This is a genomic window from Pseudomonas cichorii (genome assembly GCF_003700275.1).
Taxonomy (GTDB): domain Bacteria; phylum Pseudomonadota; class Gammaproteobacteria; order Pseudomonadales; family Pseudomonadaceae; genus Aquipseudomonas; species Aquipseudomonas cichorii_B.
The window spans coordinates 124,857-139,677 of sequence record NZ_RBRE01000028.1; the positions used below are offsets into that span (position 1 = coordinate 124,857).

Genomic DNA, 14,821 nt, shown 5'->3' on the forward strand with positions numbered 1-14,821 from the left:
GATCATGAACAGAGCGCTACTCCCCGCCGTCGTCTGTCTCGTTTCGCTACTGGCCACGGGCGCTGCGATGGGCAACCCCGTCACGACACAGTCACGGACCCAGGACACGCAGTCTGCTCCGCTGGGGCGCTCTGACTCTGAACAGGCGGCGAGCTGGGGTCTGACGGAGCAGGAGTGGACGCGCTTCGAACAGATCCAAGCCGGCCCACGCGGTTTCTGGAGCCCGAACCTCGATCCGTTGACCGCACTCGGAGTCGAGGCCGAGACCGACCAAGAACGCCAGCGCTATGCCGAATTACAGGTAGCGCTGGAAGCCAAACGCGCCGAGCGCGAGTTAGCCTATCAAAACGCTTACACCACGGCCTGGGCCAAGCTGTTTCCCGGGCTGCTGCCGATCCAGGGCATGGCATCCCCGCCCCCTGCCAGCTCATCGGCCGCGCCGCGCCAGGCCCTGTTTGTCGAGGACCACTGCCCAGCATGCACCGCCGAAGCGCAACGCCTGCAAAGCAGTGATACGGCGTTCGATATCTACCTGGTCGGCAGCCAAGGCGAGGATGAACGCGTCCGTAGCTGGGCTCGGCAAGCCGACATCGATCCGGCCAAGGTTCAACGCCGGCAGATCACCCTAAACCATGACCGTGGTCGCTGGCTCAGCCTGGGTGCCTTGGGGTCATTGCCTGCCACATTTCAACAGGTGAATGGACAATGGCAACGCCTCGATTGAGTGGTATTGCGCTCCTGCTGACGATGCTTGCCGTCCAGGCGGATGAACTCCCGCCGCCTGCCTACCAATTGGCGGCGCATGACGCCGACATCCCTTCTACGGTGCTGTTTGCGATTGCCCTGCAGGAGAGTGGCATTCGCGTCCGAGGTCGGCTGCTGCCCTGGCCGTGGACGCTGAATATTGCCGGTACCCCTTACCGCTTCGCCACTCGCCAAGCCGCCTGTCACGCCTTGCTTCAGGCGCTAGCCCGACAAAACGCCAAGCGGGTCGATGCCGGACTCGGGCAAACCAACCTGGGTTATCACGGGCAACGTTTTTCCAGCCCTTGTGAAGCCCTCGACCCCTACCGAAATCTCGCGGTGACCGCCGCGCTGTTGCAGGAGCATCACGCCGCCACCGGTGATTGGGTATTGGCTGCCGGGCGCTATCACCGCCCAGCGGGAGGTATACCTGCCGCGCGTTACCGCGCCGAATTTACCCGGCAATTCGAACGGTTGCTGGTTTCCTTCAAACAGGGCACACCACCATGAAGCGAATCCCAATCGCCTGTTATTTCACCTTGCTCTTGGCACCCTTCGCCCAACCGGAATTGACCATAGCCGGGGATCAGCCTAGCGACTACACCCGACCAGCTGCCAGGCCGTCAATAAGCAACGGGGCCCAGCCTGATCGGGCTATGCATGCGGACCTGTCCGCGTTTGCCGATGAAGCCTGGATACTGCCGATCCGCAGCTCTCACTTGAGCCCCGGCCATATCACGTCTCGCACGCTGGACATGCCGGGTTTGCGGCCATTTTTCCTGGTCGGTGACGATCCCCAATCACTGGCTTGGTTGCATCAACGTGCGACGGAACTGCAGGAAATGGGCGCGGCTGGCCTCGCCGTCGAAGTGGCCGACACTGAAGCCCTGGCCCGAATTCGCGCAGCCGCTCCGGGCATCACCATCCTGCCGGTCAACGGCAACGACATTGCCATTCGCCTGCAGATTGAGCACTACCCCGTCTTGATCACTGCCACCTCACTGGAACAGTGAGTCCAGGTCATGGCCGAGCATGCGATGGAGTCCAAGCTCCGGCCGGCAGTGGAGCTGTACACGGTAGCGATCTGCGTCGCTGCCGGAGTGTTGTGCGTGTACTCGCCCTGGGCTGTGGCCCTGTCACCCGAGATCGGTGTGGTTGCAGCGCTGGCCTATGCCCTGTTCGGCCTGATCCGGCTGCAACAAGCCTGGGAGGTGCTGCGCTATCGGCGCAATATCCGCCGGCTGCCTCGCTACGAACTGACCAGCCGACAGATTCCGGTCAGTCGTAAGCGTTTGTTCATGGGCCGCGGCTTTCGCTGGACACGCCTGCACACCCAGCGCTTGGCGGAGGCCCAGGATCCGGCGGTTGCTCATTATGTCGACCAACCGACCTGCTATCGTCTGGCCCGTGAACTCGAACGGCGCCTGGAACATGCGCCATTTCCGCTCTCGACCCTGGCGCGTGTCACGGCCTGGGACAACGCCTTCAATCGGGTGCGCCCTTTGCCCCCGGTAGGCGGCTCGTCGCTGCTACATGGGGTCGAGCCCGACGAAACGGAAGTCAGTCTGCCGCTGGGTGAACGGGTCGGACACACCCTGGTGCTGGGCACTACCCGCGTCGGCAAGACGCGGCTGGCTGAGGTGTACATCACCCAGGACATACACCGAGTCGAACACGAGGTAGTGATTGTCTTCGACCCGAAAGGCGATGCCGACCTGCTCAAGCGCATGTACGTCGAAGCCAAACGCGCCGGTCGGGAGAAGGAGTTTTATGTGTTTCATCTAGGCTGGCCGGAGATCTCCGCGCGCTACAACGCCGTGGGACGTTTCGGGCGCATCTCGGAAGTGGCGTCGCGCATTGCTGGGCAGCTCAGTGGTGAAGGCAACTCCGCAGCCTTTCGTGAGTTCGCCTGGCGTTTCGTCAACATCATCGCCCGCGCACTGATCGAGCTGGGCCGACGCCCGGACTACCTGCAGATCCAGCGACATGTGGTCAACATCGACGCACTGTTCATCGAATACGCCCAGCAGTTTTTCGCCAAGACCGATCCGAAGGCCTGGGAAGTGATCGTCCAGCTTGAAGGTAAGCTCACCGAGAAGAACATTCCCCGGCATATGGTCGGCCGCGAAAAGCGCGTGGTGGCCATCGAACAATACCTGGCAGTGAAACGAGTCTTTGATCCGGTGCTGGACGGGCTGCGATCGGCAGTGCGCTATGACCGCACCTACTTCGACAAAATCGTCGCCTCGCTGCTGCCGCTGCTGGAAAAACTCACCACCGGCAAGACCGCGCAGTTGCTGGCCCCCAATTACACTGATCTGGAGGATCCACGGCCAATCTTCGACTGGATGCAGATCATCCGCAAACGCGGCATCGTCTATGTCGGTCTGGATGCGCTGACCGACGCGGAAGTGGCTGCCGCCGTAGGCAACTCCATGTTCGCCGATCTGGTCTCGGTGGCTGGGCACATCTACAAGCATGGCATCGACCATGGCTTGCCTTCCGCAGGCAGCAGCGCCGACAAGCTACCGATTAACCTGCATGCCGATGAGTTCAACGAGTTGATGGGTGATGAATTCATTCCGCTGATCAACAAGGGCGGCGGAGCGGGCATCCAGGTGACGGCGTACACCCAGACCCTCAGCGATATCGAGGCGCGCATCGGCAACCGCGCGAAAGCCGGCCAGGTCATCGGTAATTTCAACACCCTGCAGATGCTCCGAGTGCGCGAAACCGCCACTGCGGAGCTGCTCACCCAACAGTTGCCTAAGATCAACGTGCTGACCAAAACCTTGGTCTCGGGTGCCACAGACACCTCCGACCCCGAGGCCAACACGGACTTCACCTCGTCCTCCCAAGACCGGGTCAGCAGCACCAGCGTGCCCCTGATCGAGCCGGCTCACATCGTCAGTTTGCCCAAAGGGCAGATGTTCTCCTTCCAGGTGGGAGGGCAGCTCTGGAAAGTCCGCATGCCACTGCCCAAGCCTTCGCCGGACGATGCCATGCCCAAGAATCTGCAGGAGCTGACTCAGCGGATGCGCGCCAGCTACAACGAGCAGGCGGGACACTGGTGGAGTGCCAGCGGGGGCGGTCCCACGCTCGACTTCGATCCGGACCGAGTCACGCCAGCCCGCCCCTCTGTAGCGGTGGACACGAGTGGGCCTACTCAGGAGGTCCCATGACGATGTCGGCCCAGCGCGCCTCGCGGAGTCAAGGAGGATGACTTCAGCTCAGCGCCCTCCACCGCAACCCATCCAGCGCCCTGGGCTGATCGTCTCGGCGATTAGCCTGGTCTTGCGCATTATCGGTTTGCTGATCGCCTCGTTGCTGTTCTCAATCCTGGTCGAGTTCGTCGGTCTGCTGCTGTTCTGGGGCGATCAAGGCTGGCGACACAGTCAGGCGATGCTGAGCAGTGAACTGGGCTGGCTCAGTGAGCACTTCAAATCCTCACTGATCCTCCAGAGACCTGGACAGACGGTTGTCCAGTGGCTGGACTTCCTCCATCAATGGTTGTTGGTCAACACCGGTTTTGCGGATTTCGCCCAGCAGGCGCGGATGTCGAGCCAGGACAACGGTTCGTGGGGAGGGATTAATCAGCTGTATGTGAGCATTGAGGATTTTGTCCTGGCGGCGGTGTATGTCAGCTTCACCTTCGTGGTGCGTCTGAGCATTCTGGCCCTGGCGACCCCCTTGTTTCTGCTGGCCATGTTCACCGGTTTCATTGACGGTCTGATGCGCCGCGACCTGCGCAAATTCGGTGCGGGACGAGAAAGCAGCTTTGTTTATCACCGGGCCAAGCGAGCGGTCATGCCACTGCTGAGCGTACCCTGGATCCTTTATCTGTCGCTGCCCTTTTCGCTCAATCCCATGGCGGTATTTCTGCCGTGCGCCGTGATGCTCGGGGTGGCCATGGCCATCACGACGGCGACGTTCAAAAAATATCTCTGAGTGCGACACGAATACTCTCTGTTGGAATGTTCAGCACCGGAGCTAATGAGATGCCCATGCTCGCGGGCGTAAGTAGCCGTCAGTTCCGCGTTAGTGGACATCCCTTACAGCTGGCAGGGCCTTGCTCCTGATAACAGCACTTTTTTTCCGATCCACAGTTCTATTCTCGGCCCCCTGGCCCAATGCTTCCAGTTAGGGGTATGAGTAGTTACATAGTCTTGCCCACCCGTTTGCATTCGACCCGACTAGCCATTTGCATCAGATTTGACCACCTCGCTTCGTGGCGATAACCGGCAGAGAACGGCCCAGAGTGTGTAGAAACGCTATGGGTGCAGAGAGTTGGGTAATCGGTGTTTTTTTTCGCTGCGCAGGATGTCTCTAGAGGCCTCGACCAAGCCAAATCAGTGTTGCTGGTATTGATTGGCACTTGCCGAGCGGGGCCCGTTAGATGCGGTTATTGCAATGTTAAAAAGGCCGCAGGCCTTCATCGCCGCCATCAAGGCTTCACTGCCCAACAGCCGTAGCACGCATTTGAGGTTATAGGCGAGTACATGCAGGCTCATCTCGGTGCTCACCCGGGCAAGGGTTGTTGGTGAGGAAGTGCGTGGCCCCCATCCAGGACTTCAGTGTGCCGAAGGGATGTTGAACCGTTTGGCGGCGGATCCGCATCATTTCTGGTGCTTGATCAAGGCGACTCTGCATCATCTCAAGTATCGACTCAAGCTCCCAGCGACTAACTTGCCGCTCAGAGCTGGCGTGCAGCGCTACTTTTGTGCTCAACTCTGACAGTGCGAACTCCAGTAACAATGCAGCTTCAGCCCTTTCTCAATCAAGCTTTGCCCAGCAGGGCATCGATACTCGTTCGTTGATGCGTCATAGATGAAATCATCTTTGCCGAAGCGGCCAGCCGCTGTCGTTCCCGAGGTCAGCGTCTCGGGCACGAAAACAGTAATTCCAGCTTCATGGCACGCCAGGATTTCTTCGCCTTTGAAATACCCTCTGTCTGCGACTGCCGACAGTTCTTCGACACCCATGGCCGCTCGTGCATGCTTGGCCATCGAACTCAGCTGGTTTTGATCCACGCCATCATTCGTTACCTCGTGCGCCACCATCAGGTGGTGCTTCGCATCAGCTGCAGTCTGGACGTTTGTAGCCGACCATTCCTGTTCCGCGCGTCTTCATCGAGCGAGCATCAGGATCGGTTAGCGAGATCTGTTTATCCGGCGCTTCGTTTAGCTGTACCTCGATTTGCTTGAGCTCCTGCATCTTGGCTTTCAAGGCCGCGATCTTGTCATGGAGGCATTCGGCTTTGGCCTAGGCAACGGAAGGCTCCTGACGGTCTGCGATATCAAGTGCGGTCAGATAGCGATTGATACTGGACTCAACTTCCTCCATTCGCCGTCGAAGTTTGGCACTGGTGAAGTTCCGATCCCGATCATTGACCGCCTTGAACTTGCTGCCGTCGATGGCAACGAGCGCTTCCGAGAACAATCCCAGTTGCTGGCACAACACCACAAATTGACGACAGATCCCGCGGATTGCCTTGCCATTGTTTTTGTGGAAATTGGCGATGGTTTTGAAGTCCGGCATCAAGCGACCAGTCAACCACATCAACTCGATGTTGCGCTGGGCTTTTCGCTCCAGGCGCCGGCTTGATTGAATACGGTTGAGGTAGCCGTATATGTAGATCTTCAGCAGGATCGCGGGGTGGTACGGGGGCCTCCCTGTATCTGCGGGAATGATGCCTTCAAAACCCAGCTTGCCCTGGTCGAGTTCGTCGACAAAGACGTCGACTATACGCACCGGGTTGGTATCGCTGACATAGTAGTCGAGGCTTTCGGGAAGCAAGCTGCTTTGACCTCGGTGTTCGCCTTGAATAAAGCGTTTCATGGGCGATCCCTGCGATGAAATCATCAGAAATCATAGCAAGGGTTCTGGGAGGCGTTTTTACACACTCTGGGCCCTAAGCAGCCGTCGCGTCAGCGTGTATTTGCAACCTACAGACTGGCGGACGCTGAGAGTTCGAATCGCTCCTTCATCGCATAATTCTGGCAACACTTGCATGACTATGTGGTTGAGGCGGCCTGGGAGACTTCCACCTGGAGAAGAAAGAACCGCACGGAGGGCGGTTTTGTACGAAGCGGGTAAGAGTTGGAAGCGGTAGCTGCCGCTGCTTTCCTGACTCAGCTTTGTAGGGAGTCGTGGGCCATTCAACACAATTCAGGCTGCTACCGGAGGCGTATCTCTTCCTCCTCGTGCGCTTGGCCAAACTGCTCTTTACTCCGGCTTAAGTGCATGCGCATGGCCATTCTCGCTCCTTCACTGTCACGACGGGCGACAGCGTCATAAATTGCTTCATGCTCGTGCTTCAAACGAAGCATGTAACTGGCTTGATCGTGGTGTCCCAAGCGCGCGGAATCGAGCCAGGTACGCGGAATGATGCCTGTGCCAAGGTGGTTGATGATATCAGTGAAATACCGATTGCCACTGGCCTGAGCGATGCACTGGTGGAAACGATAGTCCGCAGACGCCTTATCGGTGGAGTGAGCAGCTCCCTCGTTGAGCTCATCCAACGCGGCCCGCATGTCAGCCAGCTGCGCATCACTACGCCGCTGCGCAGCCAGCCCAGCCGACTCTATCTCCAAGGCGATACGCAGTTCCAGAATCGCTAGCACTTCGCGGATGGTGACCATAGTGGAAGGGTCTAGTCGAAATGAATCGGTACATGGCGGACTCAGGACAAAGGAACCGATGCCATGGCGGGTCTCAACCTGTCCGGCCGCCTGCAGCCGCGACATCACTTCACGTACCACAGTGCGGCTGACGCCCTGCTCGGCCATGAGCTGCGATTCGGTCGGCAACTGGTCGCCGCGCTTGAGCTGGCCACTGCGAATGCGCTCGGTCAGCACCATAACCACTTGCTGAGTCAAGCTTCGCGGTTTGCATTTTGGCTGTGCCAGTATCCGCTGCTCGGTAATGCCCACTATACCTCCTTCAGAACCAACCACCATGATACCCCAAGCGGCCAGACCTGCAGGAAGCCTAGCCACTGGGCCGGAGTGCATGAGACAGCAGCTATCAACCGAGCAAAAAACCACCATCAACGTTGAAGACCTGGCCGGTAATGTAACCGGACTTCTCCGAAGTCAGGAAGGCCAGCAGCCCGCAGAGGTCCTCTGGCACGCCCGTGCGCGTTATCAACTGCGCCTCGCGCATGAACAGGTCACCCGGCAAAGCGGCTTCAGTGCCACGATGACGGATCAGGCCAGGGGAGATGGCATTCACGGTGATGCCGCAATCACCCAGCTCCGCAGCCAGTGCCCGGGTCAGGCCGATGACTCCGCACTTGCTGGCGATGTAGGCGAAGAAGCCTTTCTGCGGTCGCCCGGTATTGCTCGACGCCATATTGACGATCCGCCCCCAGCGGCGTTCGGCCATGCCGGGGGTGAACGCCTGACCAAGGTACGTTACCAGGTGTCCACGTCGGTTTCCGCCAGGCTGCGCAAAAATGGGGTGAAGGCGGCGTTGTTGACCAGCATCGCAGCGCCCGAATCGCGCCAGTACCGCCTACGCGAAACCCGAGACAGCGGCAGATCGACCAGGTCACAGCATTGCGCCCAAGCCGTGCCGCCGTGTTCGATGATCTCGGCGACGGTGCCGTCGGCTGGCTCGGGGTCCGTCAGCGCCAGGTTGAAGCCGGCGGCAGCCAGCAGCAGCGCGAACACCTTGCCCAGGCCACTGGCAACACCGTTGACGACGGCTATTCGAGAGTTGGATGGGAACATCAAAGGGTTATTCCTGTTTATCTCAGGCCGCTCAGGCCCAGCAATTGATCAAGCTGTACATGCAACAGCACACCGAATGCGTAGCCGTCTCGCGGGTTTTCGCCGGTGCGAGGATTGAGCCAGCTGCTGGCGCCAAACGTACGGGTCACGAAGGGGCTGAGGACGATGCTGTCGTTCAGTACGAAGTTGGCGTCAAGGCTGATGGCGTATTCGTCCCGCCCTGGCCGATAGTCGCCACCGCCACTGCTCACCGCATGGGTTTCCTCGAGGAAGCCCTGCTGGCGATCGGTGAGCTGCGCCCAACTGGCCTTGACGGAGTAGCTGTCGAAAGGCCGACTACGGAAGGGTCCCGACAAGATCAGGCCAAGGTCGCCCTGGTTGCGCACGCCGGTCTCGGTGGTGTCCTCGAAGACGTGGGACAGGCTGCCGTGAACGCTCAGGGCCGTGGGGTTGCGTTCCCCTGCTCGCCCACCGTCAAGGCGCCAGAAAGTCTGCTTCGCACCCAGGTAGAAGCCCCTGACGCCATCATGGGTCGCGGCTTCTGCCTGGCTGGTGGCGCGCGACGTGCCGTCGACGGTGTAGTAAGGATCTTTCTGCCGACGGTTGTTGTAGAAGCCCATCAGCTCGAAGGATGTCGGGTAGGTCGATATCGAGAAGTCGGTGCGGTAGGCAAGATTGGCGAGGTAAGCCGTACTGAGCGTGCCGCCGCTGTCGCCTTCACGCCGCTCCCAGCCGTTGGTGAAGGGGTAGGCGTTGTTACTGCGCCAGGCGCCGAGCTGAGCGCGCCACCGCGGGCTGAAGTCATAGGCGCCACGGAGACCCCAGTTGGCATACGGCGGTGGATTGATCCCCGCAGTGTCCTGCAGGATGGCAGGGCTGACGCAGCCGAAGGGCAAGTTGCACATGGGCAATGCGAAATAGTTGCCAGCATTGCTCTTGCCTGCTTCGAGTGTCAGACGATCCTCGAGCAGGCGCTGTTCGTAGGTGAACAATGTCAGGTGACTTACTTTGGGAATGTAGGGAGCGGGTTTGCCCACAGTGACACCCCCTACTTGACCGCCATAGGCGATATTCGAGGTCCAGGGAACATACAGTTGCTGGAAATGGACCACGCCGCCGTCGATGCCGGCCAGCTTCTGCATGTCGAAATCCGCGCCAATGCCAAACAACGTCAGCGATTCATGATTGCCGGTGTCCAGGCCAGTGCTCGGGTTGCGCAGATAGATCTGGGTCATGTCCAGCTTCGGACTGATGCCGTGATCAGCCAGCCCACGGCCCTGCTCTTCAAAAGGTCGCCCGGGGGTGGCAGGCTTGCGAGGCTCGGGGCTCAGTACCCGAGGGCCCTGCCGCTCGTTGGGAAGGCTGTTGTCGATACTGGACGGCAGTTGCAGCCGCTCTCCCTGCTCTCGCGCCAACTCGATCGCCTGCCCCCCGCTTGCGGCGGTGAGCAGCAGGGATGCAGCAAGGACCTTTGCATGTACGTAGTTCATGTGGACTGACCTTATTGTTGTTTTTTTAAGACAGATGTTGCCCGTCCGCGCCGCCTGAGTACGGCGCGGGGGGAGACTGAACGACGATTCAGCCGGCTGTTGCGCCGGCGTCTATGGCAAGATCCGCCCCGGTGACCCAGGCGGCTTCATCCGAAGCCAGGTAAACCGCGGCCCAGGCGACGTCGTCTGGTTGACCGAGACGCTGGCGCAAAAATTGTCGCCCCAGCGCCGTCTGACGCAGCCCTGGATCCCGTGCCATGTGTGCCCGGGTAGCGGCGGTTTCGATGAGTCCTGGTGACAGGCTATTGACCCTGATGCGGTGTGGCCCGCCCTCCATCGCCAGTTGCCGGGTCATGGCAAGTACCCCGCCCTTACCGGCGCAGTGAGCCAGGGCCGGCGAGCCTTCAAGCGCCATGCGAGCGTTGGCCGAGGCGAAATTGATCACCGAGCCGCCGCCCCTGGTCTTGAGCACTGGCCAGGCCGCCTTGCAGGCGAGGAAGACGATGTCCAGCTCTCCGGTCAATGTGCGCCGCCACTGGCTCTCGTAGTCCATCTCCTCGATCCAGGCGAAGGCGCCGAACGCCGCCGCATTGACCAGGCAATCGAAACCGCCATCACCCTGTGCACAGGCCCATTTCACCCACTCTTCAACCGCTTGTGGCTGAGTCAGGTCGCAGCAGTGCACGGCAAAGGATTCGTGCCCCTCTGCCTGGGCAAGGGCCAAGGTTTCGGCCGCCGCCTCAGGGTCCCAATCACAGCCAAGAACCCTGGCACCCTGGCGGGCAAACAACAAAGCGCAGGCCTGGCCGATGCCATTTCCGATGCCGGTGATCAATGCAGTCTTGCCAGCCAGGCGCTGTCCATTCATGGTGCTCATGTTCAAGCTTCCTCAATGTTGCAAGCGTTCGATAGAAAGGCAGAGCGGGGACGGCTAAGCATGGCGCAGAGCAGCGCGACCACGGCCATCGACAACAGGATCCAGGCAGCCAGTCCCACGGTCGCGGCCACCCCGCCGGTGTATGGCGTGGCCGCAACGATCAGCAGCGGGCTCAGGAAAGCGCCCAGGCAGTAGCTGCCATACCAGATGCCGGTTCCTAACCCGCGCCGATGTGACGGCAATTCGCGCATGTTCCAAATCGCGAGGCTGGGTAGCATCAGGCCGCAACCCAGGCCATTAATTAACGCAATCAGCAGCATCAGTTGCACATCTTTCGCCCAGGGCACCATCAGGAAGCTGAGACCGATCAAGGCAAACGCGACGGCCAGGCAGTGCGGGATCCGCAGTTTCAGGCGCAGCAGCAGGTGCACGCTCAGGGTACCGAGCACGATCATGACGCTTCCCGCCGATGCGATCATGCCCGCGGTGCTTGGCGAACCGTGGCCGATATCACCCAGCAGGTAAGCCAGCTGGATCTGCATCACCATGAACGCGGCGCCGCCTGCAAGGGTGAGTGCGCAAATCACAGCCAGCAGAGAAGGACGCAAGCGTACAGAGCCTTCCTGGGACTGGCCGGCACCGCCCTCGGCCATGGGCTCCCTCAGCAGGAAGTAGGCGAACACGGCCATGACTATCGCTACCAGGTAAACAACGTAGGGCACCTGCCAGCCGAATTCGCCCAACGCCCCGCCGATCATGAAGAACAGAATGGCCGAACTGGCAGCGAATGTAGTCTGCAGCGCCAGGTAACGTTGGCGCAGCGCCCCGTTGTAGTAGTCACCGATCAGTGTCGTACTGATCGTCACGACACCTGCCTCCATACAGCCGAGCAGGATCCGGCTGACAATGATGGCGTGCAGCGAAGGCAGTACGAGCGGTAGCACGCCCATGACGCCATAGCCGACCATGGCGATGATCAGCAGCCGTTTGCGACCAACCCGATCAGCGAAAAAACCCACCAGCGGGCTAAGCAAGGCCACCATCAGACCAGGGATGGCCAATGACACAGGGACCAGGAACTCGACATTGGGAACGTGGGCAAAATGGGCCTGCATCTGTGGCAGGCTCGGCGCGACGATAATGGCTGCCAGAGGCGCAAGACAGTTAATGAGCAATAGCAGGTAGGTCGCAATGCGCGCTACCGGACGACCAGCAGTGACAGAGGTGTTCATGGTGTTCTCCAGTGTTCTTGTTATTGTTCTTTTTTGTCGAGCACGCGGATTACGGGTTATCCGTCGAGGGTTCGGGCGATCAGCCCGGCAAGGTCCCCGTCATGTGCAAAGCCAAGGCGCTCGGCCACAGGGGTCGCCAGCGCCGGATACTTTGCAAAAGCCTGCGCCAGGGCGGGATCGGGGCGATAGCTGACCAGTTGCTGGCGGTCCTCGCCATATCTCTGGCACAGGCCCTCCACCACCGCCTCAACGCTCAGGTGCAGCACGGGCAAGGTGATCGTGCGGTGTCCGGCCAGCGACACGGCAGGCTGACGCGCAGCATGCAGGAGGTTGTCCACGCAGCAGGCCACCGACATCCACCAGGCGGTGCCCTGCGGGCTTACCGGGCAAACGAACGGCTGGCCGTCGCGCAGGCTCCAGAACAGGTCGCTCATGAATGCCGACAGGAGTCCGGACGGCTGGGGTGGCCTGGCCACGATGCCAGGCAGGCGCAACGCGATGCCATCCAGCTCGCCTCGACGGGAAAAGTCCTCCAGCAACAATTCACCAATGAGCTTCTGGGTGCCGTAGCTCAGTTGGGGGAGCAGCGGCGCCGACTCATCCATGGGGCCCTCCGGCAGCGCGCCATAAACGGCGATGGTGCTGGCAAAAACCACGCGTGCGGGGTGTTCCTGTGAACGCAAGGCCTCGAACAGCGCCAGGGTGGCATCAAGGTTGACCCGTCGGCCCAGCTCATATTCACGCTCGGCGAGCCCTCCGGGCACGCTGCCCAGATGGAAAAGTACTGCCACCGGCTCATCCAGCGTATCGGCGATCAGCGCTGGATCGTTCAGGTCGCCCTCCAGGCAGCGAACCCGAGGGTCGCGCAGCGGCTGCTCGAAGGCAAGATCCAGCAGCGTGAGGCGGCTCCAGCCTGGCAAGGCACGGGGGTCTGCAAGCAGGCGGCTGACCAGGTTCTGGCCGACAAAACCGTTGGCCCCGGTAATCACGACATGCATTGGCGTCACTCCGCAGCCACGAAACGGTGGTCGATGGCGCCGAACACGCTGTGCCCATCACGCCCCAGGATCTCGAAACGCAGCCGATCACCAAAGCGCAAGAACTGCGTGCGCGCCTCGCCGAACTCAATCATTTCCACTGCCCTGCGTTCCGCCAGGCACGCCGAACCTACCTCGCGCCAGCCACGGTTGGAGAAGGTACCCGAACCCAATACCGTGCCAGCGCCCAGCTTGCGGGTGCGGGCCAAGTGCATGACCAGTTCCGGGAAGCTGAAGTCCATCTCAGCCCCATTAGGGTGGCCGAACAGTTCGCCATTGCAATGCACATGCAAGTCCAGGTGCACGCGGCCGTCGCACCAGTCCCGGCCCAGTTCATCCGGGGTGACCGCCACCGGGGCAAACACCGTGCTCGGTTTGGACCGCAACGGGCCGAAGCCAATGCTCACCTCCTTGAACAGGTGGGCTCGCAGGCTGACGTCGTTGAGCAACATCAGCAGCTTGATGTGCCCGGCGGCTGCCGCTGGCTGCACGCCCATGGGGACATCGTCGAGAATCACTGCAACCTCCCCTTCGAAGTCGATCTGGTGCTCCTCGCCCTGCACCGGATAGTCGTCGCAAGGGCCCATGAAGTCATCACCTGCGCCCTGGTAGAGAATCGGGACGCCAGGGTCTTTCTTGATGTCCAACTTGTAGGCCTGCTCCATCAGGTTGCCGTGGTTGAGAAACGCCGACGCATCGGCCCACTGGTAGGCCCGAGGCAACGGCGCCATGGCCAGGCGCGAATCGAAGTCGAAGGCGTCTGCCTCCAGGCCATCATTCAATCGCTGGTAAATTGCCTGAAGCAAGGGCTCGCAGCGATCCCATTGCTCGATGGCCGCTTGTAGCGTGCCGGCGATGCCGCCGGCCAGGGTCGCACGACGCAGATCGCGGGAAACGATGACCAGTTGGCCGTCGCGGTTACCGTTCCTGAGGGTTGCCAGTTTCATGGTTGTGCTCCTTGTCCGGCCCAGAGGACCGGTAATTCGATGAGTTCGAGCAGGTTGCCGGCGTTGTCGCGCAGAAAGCCGCGCGCTCCTAATTCAACGACCGGCCGCCATCGACGGGGATCACCGCGCCGGTGGTGAAGGTCAACTGGCTGGCCACCGCCAACACCGCGTTGGCCACCTCCTCCGGCAACGCCAGGCGCCCCAGCGGCGTGGCCGCCGCCTGGCGGTCACGCCATGCGGCATCCAGGCCCTGGACAAACTCGGTGTCAGCCAGGCCCGGTGCTACCGAGACCACACGGATAGCCGGAGCCAGGGCACGGGCCAGCGAGCAGGTCAGGTTGTCCAGCGCGGCCTTGGAGGCGCAATAGGCGATGTTGCTGCCCATGGCCGTGCGCGCGGCAATTGAACTGATATTGACCACCAGGCCGCCCTCGCCTGCCGCCAGTAGCGGCTGCAGTGCCCGTACGCAAGCGATGGGCCCGCGCACGTTGGTCGCCAGGATCTGGTCGATCAGCGTGTCATCCAGCGCGGCCAGGTCGGCGTGGGCAACATAGCGCGTGGTGCCCGCGCAGTTGACCAGGATGTCGCACCGCCCATAGGCCGCCTTCACCTCCCGGGCCAGGCTGGCCAAACTCTCGCTGTCGGTGACCGTGGCCTGCATCGGCCTGTGGCCTTCGGCACAGGCCGGCAAGGCCAGGGCCAAACGCTCGGCAGCTTCGCGTCCGCGGTTGTAGCCCAGCACTAGTGCGGCGCCGGCGCCG

General features: G+C 61.0%; 14 protein-coding genes and 1 pseudogene. 5 read left to right on the top strand and 10 right to left on the bottom strand.

The window, feature by feature from the left end; genetic code table 11:
• Positions 1-4: 4 nt before the first annotated feature.
• The 5 genes from ALQ04_RS07080 to ALQ04_RS07100 are packed head-to-tail and all read left to right on the top strand — an operon-like array spanning position 5 to position 4,692.
• Entirely contained in the window at positions 5-724 is a 720-nt protein-coding gene (locus tag ALQ04_RS07080; protein WP_012723219.1) for a TIGR03759 family integrating conjugative element protein, read from the top strand.
• Positions 706-1,254, top strand: coding sequence for a hypothetical protein (locus tag ALQ04_RS07085; RefSeq protein WP_012723218.1), 549 nt, complete (start codon positions 706-708; stop codon positions 1,252-1,254). Before ALQ04_RS07080 ends, ALQ04_RS07085 begins: the two co-directional genes overlap by 19 nt.
• The gene (locus ALQ04_RS07090) at positions 1,251-1,757 is read left to right on the top strand and encodes an integrating conjugative element protein (RefSeq protein WP_012723217.1); all 507 of its coding nucleotides are present in this window, start codon (positions 1,251-1,253) and stop codon (positions 1,755-1,757) included. The genes ALQ04_RS07085 and ALQ04_RS07090 overlap by 4 nt, the downstream gene beginning before the upstream one ends.
• A 9-nt stretch (positions 1,758-1,766) precedes the next feature.
• Positions 1,767-3,926, top strand: coding sequence for a type IV conjugative transfer system coupling protein TraD (gene traD, locus ALQ04_RS07095; RefSeq protein WP_012723216.1), 2,160 nt, complete (start codon positions 1,767-1,769; stop codon positions 3,924-3,926).
• A gap of 37 nt (positions 3,927-3,963) precedes the next feature.
• Complete coding sequence (locus ALQ04_RS07100) at positions 3,964-4,692, top strand: TIGR03747 family integrating conjugative element membrane protein (RefSeq protein WP_012723215.1); 729 nt, start codon at positions 3,964-3,966, stop codon at positions 4,690-4,692.
• A 479-nt stretch (positions 4,693-5,171) separates the two neighbouring features.
• Here ALQ04_RS07100 and ALQ04_RS07105 read toward each other — a convergent pair.
• From ALQ04_RS07105 to ALQ04_RS07145, 10 genes and pseudogenes are all read right to left on the bottom strand, one after another.
• A pseudogene (locus ALQ04_RS07105) lies at positions 5,172-6,582 on the bottom strand (IS1182 family transposase); the annotation flags it as partial.
• A gap of 338 nt (positions 6,583-6,920) precedes the next feature.
• On the bottom strand, positions 6,921-7,670 hold the full coding sequence (locus tag ALQ04_RS07110) for a FadR/GntR family transcriptional regulator (protein WP_043206170.1): 750 nt from the start codon (positions 7,668-7,670) through the stop codon (positions 6,921-6,923).
• 100 nt (positions 7,671-7,770) lie between these two features.
• Complete coding sequence (locus ALQ04_RS27030; protein WP_052308642.1) at positions 7,771-8,130, bottom strand: SDR family NAD(P)-dependent oxidoreductase; 360 nt, start codon at positions 8,128-8,130, stop codon at positions 7,771-7,773.
• 29 nt (positions 8,131-8,159) lie between these two features.
• Positions 8,160-8,477 (bottom strand): SDR family NAD(P)-dependent oxidoreductase, encoded by a 318-nt coding sequence (locus ALQ04_RS27035; protein ID WP_052308640.1) that lies wholly within the window; start codon positions 8,475-8,477, stop codon positions 8,160-8,162.
• A 17-nt stretch (positions 8,478-8,494) separates the two neighbouring features.
• Entirely contained in the window at positions 8,495-9,967 is a 1,473-nt protein-coding gene (locus ALQ04_RS07120; protein WP_012723213.1) for a carbohydrate porin, read from the bottom strand.
• Between the two features lie 88 nt (positions 9,968-10,055).
• The gene (locus tag ALQ04_RS07125; RefSeq protein ID WP_043205078.1) at positions 10,056-10,844 is read right to left on the bottom strand and encodes an SDR family NAD(P)-dependent oxidoreductase; all 789 of its coding nucleotides are present in this window, start codon (positions 10,842-10,844) and stop codon (positions 10,056-10,058) included.
• Between the two features lie 2 nt (positions 10,845-10,846).
• Positions 10,847-12,076 carry an MFS transporter gene (locus ALQ04_RS07130; RefSeq protein WP_012723211.1) on the bottom strand — a complete coding sequence of 410 codons (1,230 nt, stop codon included), beginning with the start codon at positions 12,074-12,076 and terminating at the stop codon, positions 10,847-10,849.
• 56 nt (positions 12,077-12,132) lie between these two features.
• Positions 12,133-13,074, bottom strand: a complete 942-nt coding sequence (locus ALQ04_RS07135; RefSeq protein WP_012723210.1) for an NAD-dependent epimerase/dehydratase family protein — start codon at positions 13,072-13,074, stop codon at positions 12,133-12,135.
• Between the two features lie 5 nt (positions 13,075-13,079).
• Complete coding sequence (locus tag ALQ04_RS07140) at positions 13,080-14,060, bottom strand: fumarylacetoacetate hydrolase family protein (protein WP_012723209.1); 981 nt, start codon at positions 14,058-14,060, stop codon at positions 13,080-13,082.
• An 88-nt stretch (positions 14,061-14,148) separates the two neighbouring features.
• Positions 14,149-14,821 (bottom strand): SDR family NAD(P)-dependent oxidoreductase (locus ALQ04_RS07145; protein ID WP_147466570.1); only part of this gene is annotated, 673 nt, incomplete at its 5' end.

What these genes read in the sequence shown, in the direction of transcription:
- ALQ04_RS07080 (WP_012723219.1), top strand. Translation starts at nt 5, where the DNA reads ATGAACAGAGCGCTACTCCCCGCCGTCGTCTGTCTCGTTTCGCTACTG.
- ALQ04_RS07085 (WP_012723218.1), top strand. Translation starts at nt 706, where the DNA reads ATGGCAACGCCTCGATTGAGTGGTATTGCGCTCCTGCTGACGATGCTT.
- ALQ04_RS07090 (WP_012723217.1), top strand. Translation starts at nt 1,251, where the DNA reads ATGAAGCGAATCCCAATCGCCTGTTATTTCACCTTGCTCTTGGCACCC.
- traD (WP_012723216.1), top strand. Translation starts at nt 1,767, where the DNA reads ATGGCCGAGCATGCGATGGAGTCCAAGCTCCGGCCGGCAGTGGAGCTG.
- ALQ04_RS07100 (WP_012723215.1), top strand. Translation starts at nt 3,964, where the DNA reads ATGACTTCAGCTCAGCGCCCTCCACCGCAACCCATCCAGCGCCCTGGG.
- ALQ04_RS27030 (WP_052308642.1), bottom strand. Translation starts at nt 8,130, where the DNA reads ATGGCCGAACGCCGCTGGGGGCGGATCGTCAATATGGCGTCGAGCAAT.
- ALQ04_RS27035 (WP_052308640.1), bottom strand. Translation starts at nt 8,477, where the DNA reads ATGTTCCCATCCAACTCTCGAATAGCCGTCGTCAACGGTGTTGCCAGT.
- ALQ04_RS07120 (WP_012723213.1), bottom strand. Translation starts at nt 9,967, where the DNA reads ATGAACTACGTACATGCAAAGGTCCTTGCTGCATCCCTGCTGCTCACC.
- ALQ04_RS07125 (WP_043205078.1), bottom strand. Translation starts at nt 10,844, where the DNA reads ATGAGCACCATGAATGGACAGCGCCTGGCTGGCAAGACTGCATTGATC.
- ALQ04_RS07130 (WP_012723211.1), bottom strand. Translation starts at nt 12,076, where the DNA reads ATGAACACCTCTGTCACTGCTGGTCGTCCGGTAGCGCGCATTGCGACC.
- ALQ04_RS07135 (WP_012723210.1), bottom strand. Translation starts at nt 13,074, where the DNA reads ATGCATGTCGTGATTACCGGGGCCAACGGTTTTGTCGGCCAGAACCTG.
- ALQ04_RS07140 (WP_012723209.1), bottom strand. Translation starts at nt 14,060, where the DNA reads ATGAAACTGGCAACCCTCAGGAACGGTAACCGCGACGGCCAACTGGTC.